At 53.2% G+C, this 15,308-nt stretch carries 13 protein-coding genes; 9 read left to right on the top strand and 4 right to left on the bottom strand.

Annotated elements, in window-relative coordinates; translation table 11 throughout:
• Nucleotides 1-17 precede the first annotated feature (17 nt).
• The 7 genes from KJY78_RS06825 to pknB are packed head-to-tail and all read left to right on the top strand — an operon-like array spanning nt 18 to nt 8,948.
• Nucleotides 18-710 (top strand): FHA domain-containing protein, encoded by a 693-nt coding sequence (locus tag KJY78_RS06825; RefSeq protein WP_214337639.1) that lies wholly within the window; start codon nt 18-20, stop codon nt 708-710.
• A 4-nt stretch (nt 711-714) separates the two neighbouring features.
• Nucleotides 715-1,242: an FHA domain-containing protein FhaB/FipA gene (locus KJY78_RS05660; RefSeq protein WP_214337638.1), complete on the top strand. Its 528-nt coding sequence runs from the start codon at nt 715-717 to the stop codon at nt 1,240-1,242.
• Nucleotide 1,243: 1 nt separating this feature from the next.
• Nucleotides 1,244-2,518, top strand: a complete 1,275-nt coding sequence (locus KJY78_RS05655; protein WP_214337637.1) for a PP2C family protein-serine/threonine phosphatase — start codon at nt 1,244-1,246, stop codon at nt 2,516-2,518.
• Nucleotides 2,511-3,923 carry an FtsW/RodA/SpoVE family cell cycle protein gene (locus tag KJY78_RS05650; protein ID WP_214337636.1) on the top strand — a complete coding sequence of 471 codons (1,413 nt, stop codon included), beginning with the start codon at nt 2,511-2,513 and terminating at the stop codon, nt 3,921-3,923. Before KJY78_RS05655 ends, KJY78_RS05650 begins: the two co-directional genes overlap by 8 nt.
• On the top strand, nt 3,920-5,404 hold the full coding sequence (locus tag KJY78_RS05645; protein ID WP_214337635.1) for a peptidoglycan D,D-transpeptidase FtsI family protein: 1,485 nt from the start codon (nt 3,920-3,922) through the stop codon (nt 5,402-5,404). The genes KJY78_RS05650 and KJY78_RS05645 overlap by 4 nt, the downstream gene beginning before the upstream one ends.
• Nucleotides 5,401-7,206 carry a protein kinase domain-containing protein gene (locus KJY78_RS05640; protein WP_214337634.1) on the top strand — a complete coding sequence of 602 codons (1,806 nt, stop codon included), beginning with the start codon at nt 5,401-5,403 and terminating at the stop codon, nt 7,204-7,206. Before KJY78_RS05645 ends, KJY78_RS05640 begins: the two co-directional genes overlap by 4 nt.
• Nucleotides 7,207-7,244: 38 nt before the next feature.
• Nucleotides 7,245-8,948 carry a Stk1 family PASTA domain-containing Ser/Thr kinase gene (gene pknB / locus KJY78_RS05635; protein ID WP_214337633.1) on the top strand — a complete coding sequence of 568 codons (1,704 nt, stop codon included), beginning with the start codon at nt 7,245-7,247 and terminating at the stop codon, nt 8,946-8,948.
• A gap of 127 nt (nt 8,949-9,075) precedes the next feature.
• On the opposite strand, the gene KJY78_RS05630 is transcribed toward pknB, so the two are convergent.
• From KJY78_RS05630 to KJY78_RS05615, 4 genes are read right to left on the bottom strand one after another with little or no spacing between them, the layout of a single operon-like run.
• A complete protein-coding gene (locus KJY78_RS05630; RefSeq protein WP_214337632.1) occupies nt 9,076-9,720 on the bottom strand; it encodes an anthranilate synthase component II in 645 nt (214 codons plus the stop codon).
• Between the two features lie 3 nt (nt 9,721-9,723).
• Complete coding sequence (locus tag KJY78_RS05625) at nt 9,724-9,882, bottom strand: hypothetical protein (protein ID WP_214337631.1); 159 nt, start codon at nt 9,880-9,882, stop codon at nt 9,724-9,726.
• 3 nt (nt 9,883-9,885) lie between these two features.
• Nucleotides 9,886-11,292 (bottom strand): class E sortase, encoded by a 1,407-nt coding sequence (locus KJY78_RS06620; protein ID WP_250544215.1) that lies wholly within the window; start codon nt 11,290-11,292, stop codon nt 9,886-9,888.
• Complete coding sequence (locus tag KJY78_RS05615; RefSeq protein ID WP_214337630.1) at nt 11,283-11,537, bottom strand: hypothetical protein; 255 nt, start codon at nt 11,535-11,537, stop codon at nt 11,283-11,285. The genes KJY78_RS06620 and KJY78_RS05615 overlap by 10 nt, the downstream gene beginning before the upstream one ends.
• Before the next feature lie 144 nt (nt 11,538-11,681).
• On the opposite strand from KJY78_RS05615, the gene KJY78_RS05610 reads away from it, so the two are divergent.
• Both KJY78_RS05610 and KJY78_RS05605 read left to right on the top strand, forming a co-directional pair.
• Nucleotides 11,682-14,645 carry a hypothetical protein gene (locus KJY78_RS05610; RefSeq protein ID WP_214337629.1) on the top strand — a complete coding sequence of 988 codons (2,964 nt, stop codon included), beginning with the start codon at nt 11,682-11,684 and terminating at the stop codon, nt 14,643-14,645.
• Between the two features lie 169 nt (nt 14,646-14,814).
• On the top strand, nt 14,815-15,308 hold a 494-nt coding region (locus KJY78_RS05605), incomplete at its 3' end, for a hypothetical protein (RefSeq protein WP_214337628.1).

The following is a 15,308-nucleotide window of genomic DNA, read 5'->3' as shown; positions in this document are numbered from 1 at the left end:
GATCAAGGAGGCGCTACGTGGGTTTAATTACTAAAATTGAACGCGGCATTGAGCGCACGGTAAACGGTGCGTTTGCGCGCACTTTCCGCAGCGGTGTGCAGCCCGTCGAGGTTGCTGCTGCGCTGAAACGAGAGCTTGATGTTAACGCGGTTGCGCTCGACCGCGAGCGCGTGATTGCGCCGAGTATTTTCGTTGTTAATCTGGCGGCAGAAGACCTAAAAAACCTAAAAGCACACGGCATTTTGCTCACAGACGAGCTCGCGCAAATGATCGCAGAGTACGCCGCAGCGCAGAGCTATCAACTGCTGAGTCCGGTTGCGGTTGTGCTGCAGCACCGGCGCGGTATCCCGGTCGGCGCAATTGAAATTGAGGCGCGCAAACCAGATGCGGCAACGGGCTGGCAGCTAGTCTTGCAGCTCGATGGCAATAGCTATCCGCTCTCTCACGGTGTTACGGTTGTGGGTCGCGGCAGCGAGTGTGATGTGCGGATCGTGGATGCGGCCGCCAGCAGGAAGCACCTCGAAATAGTGTGGCACGGTAAAAGCGGCGTGCTGCGCGACCTGGGCTCAACTAACGGATCAAAAATTAACGGACAGCGTTTTAGAGAGACCAAGCTGCGGCCCGATACGGTTGTTTATATTGGCAAAACCGCGTTGCGCTTCAGGTTTTCACCCGTTATCGGCGCGAAAGCTGATAGTTTAGGAGCGTAGAGATATGAGCGAACTAACATTTTTAATTTTACGTTTTGGCTTCCTGGCGCTTTTATGGATATTTATTATCGCCATAGTTTATGCTATGCGCAGCGATTTATTCGGCGCCCCAGTGCGCAAAATAAAGGCGGGCGGCGAGACTGGTGTCGCGGTCGGAGTTGTTGAAACGCCGGCTTTTATAGCTCCTTCCGGGGGTGCAGAAATTTCTGACAGCGCGCTGCCGGGAGCGGGCAGCGCCGCCAGCGCGAGGAAGCTGATGATCACCTCGGGGGCGGCCAACGGCACTGAAATAATCCTTGACGAAGATATTTTAACCATCGGGCGCTCGCCGGACTCGACGCTTTCGATAGTCGATGAGTACACATCCACACACCACGCTAAACTGGAGCGTCAGGCTGACGGTTGGGTGCTCACAGACCTTGACTCCACAAACGGCACCAGGGTTAACGGGCAAAAAGTTGTGGGGAGTATGCCGCTGGCAATTTTTGTTCCCGTGACCATCGGCAAAACAACTTTTGAATTGAGGCCGTAGTTTGACTTATTCTTACCGAAGCGCAATTCTGTCGCACGTCGGTATGGTGCGCAGCAACAATCAGGACTCCGGGTACACCGGGGAGCGCCTGTTTTTTGTTGCCGATGGTATGGGAGGTCACGCGGGTGGTGACGTTGCCAGCGCGCTAACAGCGCAGTACGTCGCTAAAATAGACGGCAAGGTTTTTAATTCCGCCGATGCCGCCGCATTCGCGCTGAGTGAGCGGGTTGTTGACGCAAACAGGGTGCTCTCCAACGCCGTGCACGAGCGCCCAGAGCTTGCCGGGCTGGGAACAACTTTTAGCGGATTTTTCACGATTGCAGACAAAATCGGCATCGCGCACATTGGCGACTCTCGAATCTACCGTTTCCGCAACGGCGAGCTAAAACAGATCACCTCCGATCACACCTTTGTGCAGCGGCTTATTGACAGCGGGCAGATAACCGAAGAAGAAGCAAAGATGCATCCGCGCCGCAGCGTACTAATGCGCGTGCTGGGCGATGTTGAGACCGAGCCAGAGGTTGATGTGCTGGTTGAGCAAACATATCCGGGTGATGTGTGGCTGCTCTGTTCTGACGGTCTGTGCGGATACGTTAGCGAGCGCGCAATCAGGGCTGAGCTGCAAGATCTCAAGAAAATCGACCTCACAACAGAAAAACTTGTGCAGCGCGCCCTCAATAACGGTGCGCCAGATAATGTGACGGTTGCGCTCGTTGAGGTTGCTGAAGCGGTCGCTAGCCCGGCTGAGGAGAGCAAGACCACCGACACAAAATCGCTGCCAACGCACAGGTTTGTTGGATCCGCTGCCAATGAGCAGTCAACAAGCAGTTTGCAGCCATCACAAAAGCTCTCGAAGTTGAAGTTTGGGCGCAAACGTGCAACGCCCGTTGCTGAGTCGGAGTTCCAGCCGCGGGTTGATGAGTATCTCGCGCAGCTTATCGCGGAAACGCGCAAGCGTAATCGCCAACGCAGGCTCTACTGGGCAACTAGCTTGCTGCTCGTGGCGTTGTTGATGTGTGGCGCGGGCACTTTGGCTTATAAGTGGACGCAAACCCGCTACTATGTGGGCACCGCCGATGGCAATGTTGTGATCTACCAGGGTGTGAAACAAAACATTATTGGTATAGAGTTAAGTCATGTTGCAGAAGACACTGGCATTCCGCTCACCGATCTTGACCCGTTCGAGCAGCGGCAGGTGCACCGTTCGCTGCCGGCAAAGTCGCTAAAAGAGGCGCGAGATATTGTGTTGCGGTTAGGAGGTGACCTTAATGGCTAGCCAGAGTGCGGCAATCGCTAAGAAGCGCAGTTTTGCTGACGATGCGCGCAGCGAGGTTGTTATGGCGCGGATTAACGCGCTCAAAGCCTCACGAATGCTGCGTCTGCTCGAGTTTGTGCTGGTGCTTGTTGCGCTCGGCATCGGCGCGGCGGCGGTTATTATCACCGATCTGCAGGTGCGGGGTGAGCTGACGGGCAATCTGTTCGTTGCAGGAAGCGCTTTTGCGCTTGCCGTGCTGGTGCTGCACTTTGTTTTGCGGTGGATCGCGCCGCAGGCGGATCCGCTGATTCTGCCCCTGGCAGTTTTTCTGAACAGTATTGGGATCGCGCTGATTTACCGCATCGACCTGGGAACTGGCGACCCTATCGGGTTTAGTTCGGCGAGTGTGCGGCAGCTGGTATGGGCGGTGCTCGCGGTTGTGCTCGCCGGATTAACCCTGGTGCTGCTGAAAAATCATCGGGTTTTGCTGCGCTATACCTATATTTTCGGCATTGTTGCGATAGTTCTGATGCTGCTGCCGCTCGTGCCCGGGTTGGGGCTTGAAGCTGGCGGCGCAAAACAGTGGATTTCAATTGGACCGCTGGTTTTTCAGCCGGTTGAGCTTGCAAAAATTGGGCTTACCGTATTTTTTGCCGGGTATTTAATGCGTAATCGCGACGCGCTCTCAATTGTGGGCAAGAAAATCGGGCCGGTGCTGCTGCCGCGCGCTCGTGATCTGGGCCCGCTGTTTGTAATCTGGGCGATAGCAATGGGAGTGCTCGTGTTCCAGCGAGAGTTGGGCACATCCGTGCTTATTTTTGGGCTTTTCCTGGCGGTGCTCTATGTTGCTACGGGGCGGATTAGCTGGGTGATACTCGGAGTTTCCCTGTTTGTGCTGGGCGGAGTAATCGCTGCTCGCACCCTGAGCTACGTGGGCGAGCGCTTTGAGAACTGGCTTGATCCTTTCCGTGATGCGCAGGGAGCAAGCTACCAGCTGGTGCAGGGGCTGTTCGGCATGGCAAACGGCGGTATTACGGGAGCGGGTCTGGGCGCTGGATACCCCGGGCTAACACCGCTGTCACGCAGTGATTATATTGTGCCGAGCATCGCAGAAGAACTCGGTCTTGTTGGGGTTGCCTTTGTTTTGCTGGGGTATCTGCTGCTCGTGTCGCGTGGGATGCGGATCAGCTTTGCCGGGCAGGATGATTTTGGTAAGCTTCTCGCGCTGGGGCTTTCTTTTACCATTGCGCTGCAGGTTTTCGTTGTTGTAGGTGGCGTTACTCGTGTGATCCCGCTAACGGGTCTTACAACCCCGTTTCTTGCTGCGGGCGGATCTTCGCTTATGGCAAACTGGATTATAGTCGCGCTCTTAATGCTGATGTCAAACTCGGTGCGCAACCGTCCTAAGCTGGTGATCCGCTCATGAATAAACAGTTAAAAACAGTTACTCGCACGATTTTTGTGATGTTCTTGGCGCTGTTTGTGGCGCTTACAATGATTCAGTTTGTGTATGTTGATTCTTTGCGGGCGAATCCGCTTAATGAGCGCACAACCCGTAACTCCTTCAATATTGAGCGTGGGGCGATTTTGACCAGCAACGGTGACCCGATCGCGTATTCTGTGACGCGGGATGACTTTTACAAGTTCGGGCGCGAGTATAAAAACGGCGAAATTTACGCCCCGATTACGGGATATTTCTCACACTATCAGGGCTCGTCTGGCATCGAGCGGGTTTTGAACGAGGAGCTTTCTGGTGCCACTGGCGGGCAGTTTTTCAGCCGCCTTAGCCGGATTTTCAGCGATCAGCATCCGCAGGGCAATTCTGTGCAGCTGACGGTTGATGATGCGGTGCAAAAAGCCGCGTTTGAGCAGCTGCAGGGTTTGCAGGGGTCGATTGTTGCGCTTGACCCCGAGACCGGCAAGATTTTGGCGCTCGCTTCAACGCCTAGCTATGATCCTGCTAAGCTGTCTGCCAACGAGAGCGCGACGGTTATTAAGAATTACAACGAGTTGGTAGCGGATACCAATAATCCCCTGTACAACAGGGCTATTGCGGGTAACCTGTACATCCCAGGTTCGGTGTTTAAGGTGCTGACAACCGCTGCTGCGCTGGAATCTGGCAAATATAACCTTGACAGTGAGGTTGCCGACCCTGCGGAATGGCAGCTTCCCGGATCTGTTGATTTTATGCGTAACTATCATCAGCGCGCCTGTGACAACGGCGATAAGGTTACGCTCGCAACGGCTTTGGTGCGCTCGTGCAATATTCCATTTGGCGAGATTGTGAACGAGCTGCCACCGAACGCCCTGCCAGATATCGCAAAGGCATTTGGGTTTGGGCGCGAGTATGAGATCCCGTTGAAGGTGACGGCGAGCACAATTGGTCAGCCCACGGGTGCAGCGCAGCTTGCGCTCACCTCTATTGGGCAGTTTGACGCGCGTGTTACCCCGCTGCAGATGGCGCTTGTGAGCGCTACGATCGCAAACAAGGGTGTGCAAATGTCCCCAACTTTAGTTGATAAAATTATTACACCCGATTTGTTGACGACTGCAGAGCACAAACCAACAGAGTTTGCTAGGTCGATAAGTCAAGATACTGCCGCGAAAATGAGCGAACTGCTCGTGAGGTCGGTAACTGACGAATCCGGTCTGGCAGGCAATGCCGCTATTGCCGGTGCAACCGTTGGCGGCAAAACGGGTACGGCGCAAGTTGGTAAAGATGAAAACGGTAAAGATTTGCCATATACGATATGGTTTACAGGTTTTGCCGAGAAAGACGGTAGAAAAGTTGCGGTTGCAGTTGCTATTGAGGAGGGCGGTGGTGTCGCGCATAACTTCTCTGCGCAAAGCGGGCAACTCCCTACACAAATTGGGAAAAAAGTAATGGAAGCGGTGTTGAATAAATGAGACCAGTGGCAGGAATCGTTTTTGGCGGACGTTACGAATTAAGCTCTCGTATTGCAATAGGCGGCATGGGTGAGGTTTGGAAAGCCCGTGACGGCATAATCGGGCGTATCGTGGCGATTAAGATACTTAAAGACGAGTATATGGGTGACCCGGGCTTCCTGGAGCGTTTCCGAGCCGAAGCGCGCCACGCCGCGCTTGTTAACCACGAGGGTATTGCTAATGTTTTTGACTACGGCGAAGAGCAGGGATCCGCTTTCATCGTGATGGAAATGGTGCCGGGCGAGCCGCTCTCGTCGATTATTGAACGCGACGGTAAATTGCCCGCTAACAGAGTGCTCGGAATTACCGCGCAGACCGCCACGGCGCTGCAGGCAGCTCACAATGCGGGGCTTGTGCACCGTGATATTAAGCCGGGTAATCTGCTGATTACGCCTGACGGGCGAGTTAAGATCACCGATTTTGGAATCGCGCGTATTGCCGACCAGGTGCCGCTCACGGCAACCGGGCAGGTTATGGGCACGGTGCAGTACCTTGCGCCCGAGCAGGCGAGTGGCAAAACAGCCACCGCCGCGACGGATATTTACTCGCTGGGAGTTGTTGCGTACGAGTGTCTCGCGGGAAGGCGGCCGTTTACGGGCGACTCGCAGGTTGCGATCGCGATGGCACAGATTAACGATACGCCACCGGATCTTGACCCTACCTTACCGGCTCCTGTGCGGAATCTGGTGTATTCGTGCCTGGCGAAATCGCCGGCGGATCGCCCCGAATCCGCTGATAAACTCGCTCGCGCGGCAACCGCGCTGCACCGCGGCGATGTGCAAACTGCGGCCGGTTATGTGCCGCAGGTGCTCGGTCCGCAGGTTGATGACGTAACCCAGTTGCTCGCAACCGGGGATGATGCCGCAACCCAGCTGCTGCGTACGGCGAGCGCTGATTTGCAGGCGACATCCGTGATGCCACAGACGGGGGTTGGAGTTGCCGCCGCTGCTGCGCACGGCGATCACGCGGTGGTTGTCGCGCAGGGAACGCAAGAGCCTAAAAAACGTGGCCGCTGGACGTGGCCGCTGGTTGCGCTTGTGCTGTTGCTGGCGCTTATTGCGGGTGGTACGGTAATGGCGTTAAACGCTAATAAAGAAGCCAAACCTGATGAAACAACCCAGGTAAAAAAACCCGAGGTTAAAAAAGAGTCCGAGGTTAAAAAAGAACCCGAGGTTAAAACCGGTGCGGTAAACGCGACAGAGCTGAAGGGTCTAAACTGTGAGCAGGCTCGCGGTAAACTCGCTGCGGCGGGATTTACCTCTGTGCAGTGCGTTGACGCTGCTCCCGCTAACGATTCAGAGGTCGGCACAGTAATCGACGTGTCACCAACCGGCACTAAAGTTGAGCTGAGCAAGCGGATTGTGCTGAGCGTTGCCACCCGCTACGGCGAGGCAATTGCGCCAGCGGAAGCGCCGCACGCGCCTGAGCAGGTTGTTCCGGGCGAGCAGTTTACCGTGAGGTGGCAAGACCAGAGCGCCGCGTGCCCTGCTGGCACAACCGTTACAAGCTACAAGCTGCAGGTGAGCGGATCGGGCACAACGGTTAGCGAACCCGGCACGGGTAGGAGCGCAACAGTGCGTGCTGATGCTCCCGGTAAAGTTTCTGTTTCGTACGCGGTTGTGTGCGGTCGTGAGGGTATTTCTGACAGGCAGTCAGAGTTCTCCGCTGAAACAACGGTGAAAATCGTGAGCAGGCAGGCTTCGGAAAGTAACAGTGGCACGAACACCAACAGTGACAGCAACCTTCCGGATTCACGCGACTAGAGTTTCACGGCGGTATTTTAGACAGAGTTTAAGAGTAAATGGCACAGAGTAACTTTACTATTGACGGTCGTATTCTGGGTGATCGCTATAAACTCGGCGAATTTATAGGGCAGGGTGGAATGGCGACCGTTTATCGCGGAGTTGACACCAAGCTAGGCAGGCAGGTTGCGATCAAAATTATGAAAGCGGATCTCGCTGAAGACGAGACTTTTCGCGACAGGTTCAGACAGGAAGCGCAGGCTGCGGCGCGAATGGCGCATCCGTCTATTGTGCGCGTGCTTGACGCGGGGGATGATATAGTTCAAACCGCAACAGGACCTAAAAAATTGCCGTTTATTGTTATGGAGTATGTTGCCGGGTGTAACTTACGCGAGCACCTCAGTGAGAGCCGCGTGAGCATTAAAGAGGCGTGCCGCATCACAACTGCGGTGCTGGCGGCTCTTGAGTATTCACACCGCGCGGGGATTGTGCACCGGGATATTAAACCGGCAAACATTATGATCACCGAGACCGGGCACGTGAAGGTTATGGACTTCGGCATTGCCCGTGCGGTTTCAGATACATCCTCCACGCTCCAGCAGACAACCCAGATTCTTGGCACCGCGGCTTATTTTTCACCCGAGCAGGCCAAGGGTGAAATGGTGGATCCGCGCACCGATCTGTATTCAATCGGTGTTTTACTGTACGAGCTGCTTACGGGAATTGTGCCGTTCAGGGGGGATTCTGCTGTTGCAGTGGCGTATCAGCACGTTTCAGAGCGCCCGGTGGCTCCTGTTGAGCGCAACAGTGAGATTTCAGCGCCGCTCAACGCGGTTGTAAACTACGCGCTAATAAAAGACCGCACCCGCAGGTTCCAGAGCGCCAGCGACTTCAAACGTGCGCTGCAACAGGCGGCAAACGGAGAAATGCCGCCGTCGCTGCAGCACGAGCTTGCAACTAAGGAGATTGCGCTGACCGCTCCCGCCGCAAGCAAGCTGGACACTGCTACCAAGCGGATGATAGCTGCCGGCGCTGCGTCTAAGGCGCAGTCTCGACCGCCGGTTTTGTGGATCTGGGCATCAATAATAACGCTGATAACGGTTGTTGTTGCGGTTGTGTTCTGGCTTGTAAACCTTGCCCCCAAAGAGCTTTTCCCTGCGAACTCGCGCACCGTTCCCGATATTGTGATGGTTTCTTCTGAGGATGCTCTGAAACAGCTGCGCGATCTCGGTCTGGTTGCAGTTCCTATTGATGAGCCGCACGACAAAATAGAATCGGGCAAAGTTACGCGGGTTGATCCGGCAGTTGGCGCTCATCTTGTAAAGGGTGACACCGTTGCTGTTTATGTTTCAAGCGGGCCGAGCAGTAAAAAAGTTCCTGATCTGATCGGGTTAACGCTCGCGGAAGCTGAGCAGAAACTCGGTGAAATAGGGGTTACAGTTGGTGCTGTCACGCGTGAAAATAACACTTCAATAGCGGAGGATCGGGTTTTGGCATTGGATCCCGCTGCCGGTGCAACAGTGCCGAGCGGCGGCACTGTGACGGTTACTGTCTCCAGCGGCAAAGTTACGGTTCCAGACGTTAAAGGTCATAGCTTGCAGGTTGCGCGCGATATTCTCAACGAGCTTGCGATGAACGTTAATCTTGAGCCGCGCGCGTGCCCGATTCCTGAAAACGGGGTTACCGTTATTGAGCAGTCGGTTGTGGGTGATGTGCCACAGCGCAGCGATATTAATATTGTGTACTGCGCTGGCGGGCGCTAGAGCCACTGCGTATTGTGACATCGAGAGCACAGTGCGAGCAGTTATTATCCGCTTTATTAGTGGCGAAGGGTGTCTTATTGGCGCGGATTGTGCGCCGTAAACGTTCGCCGGTTAGCGTTGCCGCGGGCTAATCTTGCTGGCTGCCAATTATTGCCGAAAGCTCTTTTGCTTTTGCCGCAGCGCCTTTAACACCAACAGATTCAAGCCAGTTACCCAGCTGCTGATAGCCGTATTCTGTGAGCACAGATTCCGGGTGATACTGCACACCGTAGAGCGGCAGCTCGCGGTGTTTTAGGGCCATAACCACGCCGTCATCGGTGCTCGCGGTAACAAGCAGATCGTCTGGAAGGGTGTTTTTCACAACGGCCAGCGAATGGTAGCGTGTCGCTTTGAACTTGGCTGGAACGTCCGCAAAAAAACCGTCACCCTCGTGATTTACCGGGGTGGTTTTGCCGTGCAGGAGCTGCTCTGCGTGAGTTACCTTTGCACCGTAGGCTTCCGCGAGCGCCTGATGCCCCAGGCACACGCCGAGCAGTGGTTTTGCAACCTCCGCGGCGTGCTTGATAATCGGGATTGTCGCACCTGCCTGCTGCGGGTTGCCCGGTCCGGGTGAGATTAGCACCGCATCATACTTGGCGAGCAGCTCGCTAATGTTTGCTGCGGCGGGGTCGTCGTTGCGAATAACCTCGGTGGTTGCGCCAAGCTGTTCGAGATACCCGACAAGAGTGTAGACAAAACTGTCGTAGTTGTCTATTACGAGTACTTTTGTCATGTTTCATTCCTCAACAGTGCTTGGTGGTTCGGGTAGAATTTCCTGCACCAGCGGATAAATATAGTACACCAGCGCAAAAACCAGCCCGACAATCGCGGCTAAAATAACGAGCACGCGCAGCCACGCGGGTCCCGGTAGAAATCGCCAGATAAGTGAGAACATAAGCTATTTACCCCCTATAATACCGGCAATTGCGGTTAGCGCCAGAAGCCCTAAATGCGCCGGGGCGCTGTCTGTTGTGCGAGCGGAACTCGCTTGCTCTTGGAGCGCAGGGACATCGCGGATCATATCTGCTGGCGGGCCATCGGCTCGCGGTGTGAAACTGTCAAACACGCTGTAGGCAACCATGCGCTCGTTGATGCCGTAATACTTGGGGTTGCAGGTTGTGAAAGTGAGAATGGAATCCTGCCCCGGTGTGCCTTCAAAATGGGGGAAGGGGTTTAGCGTATCGACCTCTGCGGGCAGCACGTATTCGAAGTTGCGGAATTTGTAGGTGTACCAGCCATCCTCTGTTTCAAAGTAAACAGAGTCGCCAACGCGTAAGAAATCAATGTCTTTAAACGGGGTGGCGCGACCGCCGCTGCGGTGTGCGGCGAGCGCAAAATTGCCGTATTCGCCGGGCAGGTTGGTTTCGCTGTAGTGTGCGACTCCGTTGTTGCGGTCGTTGAGCAGTGGCAGTATGGGCTCGCCGGAAGATACCTTATTGGCCCAGTTTTCGCCAAAAGCTGGCACATATAAAACTCCGAACGGTTCGCCGTAGCCACCAGGGCGCGCCACCGGAATAACAGTGTTTTCCGCAGCTGGCACTGCGGGTGCTGAGAGTGTTTTCTTTTGCCACTCGGCCGCTACTTCACGGGCGGCGGCTGACTGCTCTTTGGCAACAACGGTTGTTGTGTACCACGGCTGCCAGAGCATGAACCCAAGCACTGCAAGCCCGGAAACAAGCAGGAGTTCTCCGATAACCGTGACCGGATTAAGGCGCGCGCGTTTACTCGTCATAGCTACATATTCTAGTAATAAATATTGTGTGTGCGCTAGGTGTGTTTTAACGTGTAAACAAGTGTTGGCAGGGTCGCTGCGATAATAACGAACAAACTTCCCACCGGCGGCAACGCATATCACCGGTTCGGGATCAAACCTGATTACCGCGTCAGGAACTTTGCCAAGCATAATCCACCAGCTTGTGAGGCTTGCAAATGCTCCCGCGCACAGTCCGGCTATTGTTGCGGTCACTGCGTATATTACAGCCTCAAAAAAGGCTGTTGCAGTAATTCCCGTGCTGCTTGCGCCGTGCAGCTGCAGCTTCTTGAAATCAAGCTCGCGCCCTCTGCCGGTCATCACAATTCCCGCAACGGATGAGACCATAAGCAAAACCAGCGGCGCATCAAAAATAATTGCCAAAACAATATAGTTTTGTGTGGCTAAACTTTTACCAATGGATTGCAATGCTGCCCGTAGTGTTTCATAAAACCCGGAGTATCCGGATACAATTCCGATAACAAAAGCCAGGGGTGACACAATAAGCGTTGTTGCTGCGGCTTTTTTGAGCGCAAAGCGCTTAGCTAAAACCATATCCACCAGTTGCCGCGCAGCGGCGCGAGCCAGGTGTGCATTACTAGCTTCACCGTCAGCGGGGCTAGCGTGTTGAAAATAGCAGGAACAAGCAGAATTAGAGTTATCGCAATGCCGCCAATATTCTCTAAGCGAACATCACGGCGCACGCTGATTGCGAGGAGAACCACAGCGGTTATAAGCAGCACACCAAAAATTATTCTTTTTAAGGTGATCCGCCCGAGAGGTTTTTCAGATTTCAGCATTCCGTGAGCAATATCCTGTTTGCTCGCAATTACCGCTTGGTAGGCGGGGTTGTATTGTGTGTGTGGTTTTTAACTTGATTTATCCGGGGGGGGGGGGGGTACTCTTAATTATTGTAAGGTATTCCTGATTAAGGGGGGTTTGTTTTGAAACGATTGGTTTCAGGGTTTTACGGGGCGCGTAGTATCGCGTCTACTATGCTCGTGTTGGGTCTGGTGTTAGGGTTTCTGGTTACACCACAAGCGACAGCATTCGGGCAGACTACAACCGGGCAGACCGGGCAGTCTACAACTAGAACCGTTGCTTCTTCCGCAGCGTCAGCAAATACTGTTAGTGCGCAGGTTGCTAGCCTGGTGGCGCGTAGTGTTTCAAACGTGTTGTTGCGTGATGTTGTTGCAGCGACTATGGGTTTGTTTAACACTAAGACACCCGCTGGTTTTGCAACACGTTTAGAATCAAAAACTAACCCCACCGCCGCTGACATATCCACCGAGACTAGTGTTGATAGTGAATCTAAATCGTATCTTCCTGGTGATACTGTCACGATCACTGTAACAGTAAAAGCAACAGGCAGCGAAGCCAAGAATGTTAAAGTTTTCGTGCTATTACCGCAGGCTTCAGAAGGGTTTATTGCTACTAAACAAACAGGAGCACCAATATGCACCCCAGCAGGTGGCGCACAATGTCCGGATGCTCCATGGAATTATGATGCGCTTATTAGTTCGCTGGATGTGACTGCTACTAGAATACCCGCTAACGGTAGTTTAGAGTTCAAGATAACAGGTGTAGCTGGCGTACAAAAGACGAATCAGGATGGAAATGGGATAATAGCGAATGCCGAAGCTGCCGTAGGCAATGATGCCAATGCGATGAATAATTATTCTAATGCTTCGTTTACCGTTAAAAAGGAGAATGTGACTGTTACAGCGTTGTTTGATCTCACCGGGAGTGAACCCTGGACCGGTAGTGTTGGTTTCAATGGAATGCTTAAATGTACTGTGCCAGGCGGTAGTGATGTTAATAGTTCGTTTAATAAAACTGCTGTGTTTAACAGTGATGATCAGGGGCCTGTGCAATGGGTTGATCCGCAACAGGTTGTAAAAGGTAGTACTTGTACTGTGACTGTTCATAAGGGTGATACTCCTGCTGATTGGATGTGGGAGGGGGTGAACCCGGTGATAGTACAGAAGCGAGTAATACAGAATGATACCGTGACTGTGCCGTTGAAAGTTACCGCTAGAACCGATGTTTCAACTACAACCATGGTTGATAGTGAATCTAAAACGTATCTTCCTGGTGACACTGTTACGATTACTTCAACAGTAAGCGTAGCAAAAAAGAAAGCTGAAAAGGTTCAGGTTCAACTGTTCCTACCATCAGCAGGAGAGGGGTTTATTCACACTGGAGAGTTGAAACCCCAATGCACGGCAACTGGTAACGCAAAATGCCCGGATGCTGATTGGGAGTATAGCGAGATAGGTTCTTCTGGGTATTTAACCACCGTGGTTGAGAGCATCCCCGCAGGGGGTAGTCTAGTGTTCACAGTAACCGGTAAAGCTGGGTTGCAGAAAACGAAGCAGAGTGAGCAGAGGATTCTAACGGGTGCTTTTGCCACTTCTCCTGAAGATGTGCAGGATGCTAAAACGGAAGATAATTATTCTGGTGCTTCGTTTACCGTTACAGAACAGCAGGTGCCTGTTGCAGCATTGTTTGACTTCAACGGGAGTGAGTCCTGGACTGGTAGTGTTAAGGTTTCTGGAACACTAACTTGCACCGTGCCAGGTGGTGAGAATGTTAGCAGTGCGTTTGAGTATGATGTCCAGTCACCAAACAATAGCACTGCGCAGCAGTTATCCGGGGATGTTTACAAGGGCAGCACTTGTACTGTAACTGTTACGAGGGTTGATACTCCCGTGGGTTGGGGGTTGGGCACTCAAGTCCCAGTGACCCAAATGGTTAGGGTGACGGAGGATAATACTACCGTGACTGTGCCGTTGAAAGTCACCGTTAAAACCGATGTTTCTACCGAGACTAAGGTGGATAAGAAAGAGTATCTTCCAGGTGACGCTGTCGCGATCACTTCAACGGTAAACGTGAAGGGTAGTGAGGCTAAGAAGGTTAATGTGCAACTGTTCCTACCGTCAGAAGCGGAAGGGTTTATTCGCACTGGTGAAACATTAAAACCATCGTGTATGGCATCGGGTGGGGCTGAATGCCCGACTGAGTGGTCGTATGATGAGACGGGTTTCTTAACCACTGTGGTTGAGAGCATCCCCGCAGGCGGTGGTTTGGTGTTCACGGTAACGGGTGAGGCCGGTCTGCAGAAAACGAAGCAGAGTGAGCAGAGGATTCTAACGGGTGCTTTTGCCACTTCTCCTGAAGATGTGCAGGATGCTAAAACGGAAGATAATTATTCTGGTACCTCGTTTAAGGTTAGAGAGGAAAAAGCTACTGTTGCGGCGGTGTTTGATTTCACAGGGAGTGATTCTTGGACCGGTATTGTTAAGGTTTCTGGAACACTAACTTGCACCGTGCCAGGTGGTGAGAATGTTAGCAGTACGTTTGAGTATGATTTCCAGTACCCAAACAATAGCACTGCGAAGCAGTTATCCCAGGGTGTTTACAAGGGTAGCACTTGTACTGTGACCGTTAATGGGGTTGAGACTCCCGTGGATTGGCAGCTAGAGACTCAAGTTCCGGTTGCGCAGACAGTTAGGGTGACGGAGGATACTACTACTGTGACTGTGGGGTTGAAGGTTGTTGTGGATACTCCACCAGCACCTGAACCAATGCCTGAGCCAGCACCAGCGCCTGAGCCAGCACCAGCGCCTGAGCCAGCACCAGCGCCTGAGCCAGCACCAGCACCTGCGCCTGTTGTGCCTGTTGTGCCGGAAGCACCAGTGACACCGGACACTCCGGTAGTGCCTGTGCCTGTGCCTGCGGAGACTCCTGTGGGTGATAGTGTAACAACTGGTGGTAGGGTATTGGCGAACACTGGTGCCGTGGGAACGGTTGTACCGTTGTTGGGTGGTGTTTTTGTTCTTTTGGGAGCTGGTGTTGTGATTATCACCGCTCACCGCCGCCGCAGTAGTAAGGTATCTGTGCTTTAACACGACAGTTCAGAGAACCCCTTGGATTCGTTCGTGCGAGTTCGAGGGGTTCTCTGCGTTTAGATTGTATGCACTGTTTTTTATGTGTGTGGTTTTTGATTTGATTTATTCGGGGGGGGGGGGGTACTCTTAATTGCTGTAAGGTATTCCTGATTAAGGGGGGTTTGTTTTGAAACGATTGGTTTCAGGGTTTTACGGGGCGCGTAGTATCGCGTCTACTATGCTCGTGTTGGGTTTGGTGTTGGGGGTTTTGGTTACGCCGCAGCCGGCGGGAGCGCTTGACCAGTCTACAACCGGGCAGTCTACATCTAGAACCGTTGCTTCTTCCGCAGCGTCAGCAAATACTGTTAGTGCGCAGGTTGCTAGCTTGGTGGCGCGTAGTGTTTCAAACGTGTTGTTGCGTGATGTTGTTGCAGCGACTATGGGTTTGTTTAACACTAAGACACCCGCTGGTTTTGCGACAGGTTTAGAGTTAGAAGCTAACCCGGTCATATCCACTGAGACTAAGGTTGAGGAGTCGTATCTTCCCGGGGATTCTGTCACGATTACTGTAACAGTAAGCGCTGCTAGTGTTGCTAATGGAGGTAAGGCTGCCAGGGTGCGTAAGACTGCTGAGAATGTTAGTGTTTACGTGTTGCTACCGCAAGCGGATGAAGGGTTTGT

It is taken from the genome of Canibacter zhuwentaonis, assembly GCF_018531145.1.
GTDB lineage: Bacteria > Actinomycetota > Actinomycetes > Actinomycetales > Microbacteriaceae > Canibacter > Canibacter zhuwentaonis.
The sequence above is the reverse complement of the archived record's forward strand: the minus strand, read 5'-3'. Positions and strand labels throughout refer to the sequence as shown.

Coding starts and splice junctions, on each gene's coding strand:
- KJY78_RS05615 (WP_214337630.1), bottom strand. CDS start 11,537: ATGCTGAAATCTGAAAAACCTCTCGGGCGGATCACCTTAAAAAGAATA.
- KJY78_RS06620 (WP_250544215.1), bottom strand. CDS start 11,292: ATGGTTTTAGCTAAGCGCTTTGCGCTCAAAAAAGCCGCAGCAACAACG.
- KJY78_RS05640 (WP_214337634.1), top strand. CDS start 5,401: ATGAGACCAGTGGCAGGAATCGTTTTTGGCGGACGTTACGAATTAAGC.
- KJY78_RS05625 (WP_214337631.1), bottom strand. CDS start 9,882: ATGTTCTCACTTATCTGGCGATTTCTACCGGGACCCGCGTGGCTGCGC.
- KJY78_RS05645 (WP_214337635.1), top strand. CDS start 3,920: ATGAATAAACAGTTAAAAACAGTTACTCGCACGATTTTTGTGATGTTC.
- KJY78_RS05650 (WP_214337636.1), top strand. CDS start 2,511: ATGGCTAGCCAGAGTGCGGCAATCGCTAAGAAGCGCAGTTTTGCTGAC.
- KJY78_RS05660 (WP_214337638.1), top strand. CDS start 715: ATGAGCGAACTAACATTTTTAATTTTACGTTTTGGCTTCCTGGCGCTT.
- pknB (WP_214337633.1), top strand. CDS start 7,245: ATGGCACAGAGTAACTTTACTATTGACGGTCGTATTCTGGGTGATCGC.
- KJY78_RS05630 (WP_214337632.1), bottom strand. CDS start 9,720: ATGACAAAAGTACTCGTAATAGACAACTACGACAGTTTTGTCTACACT.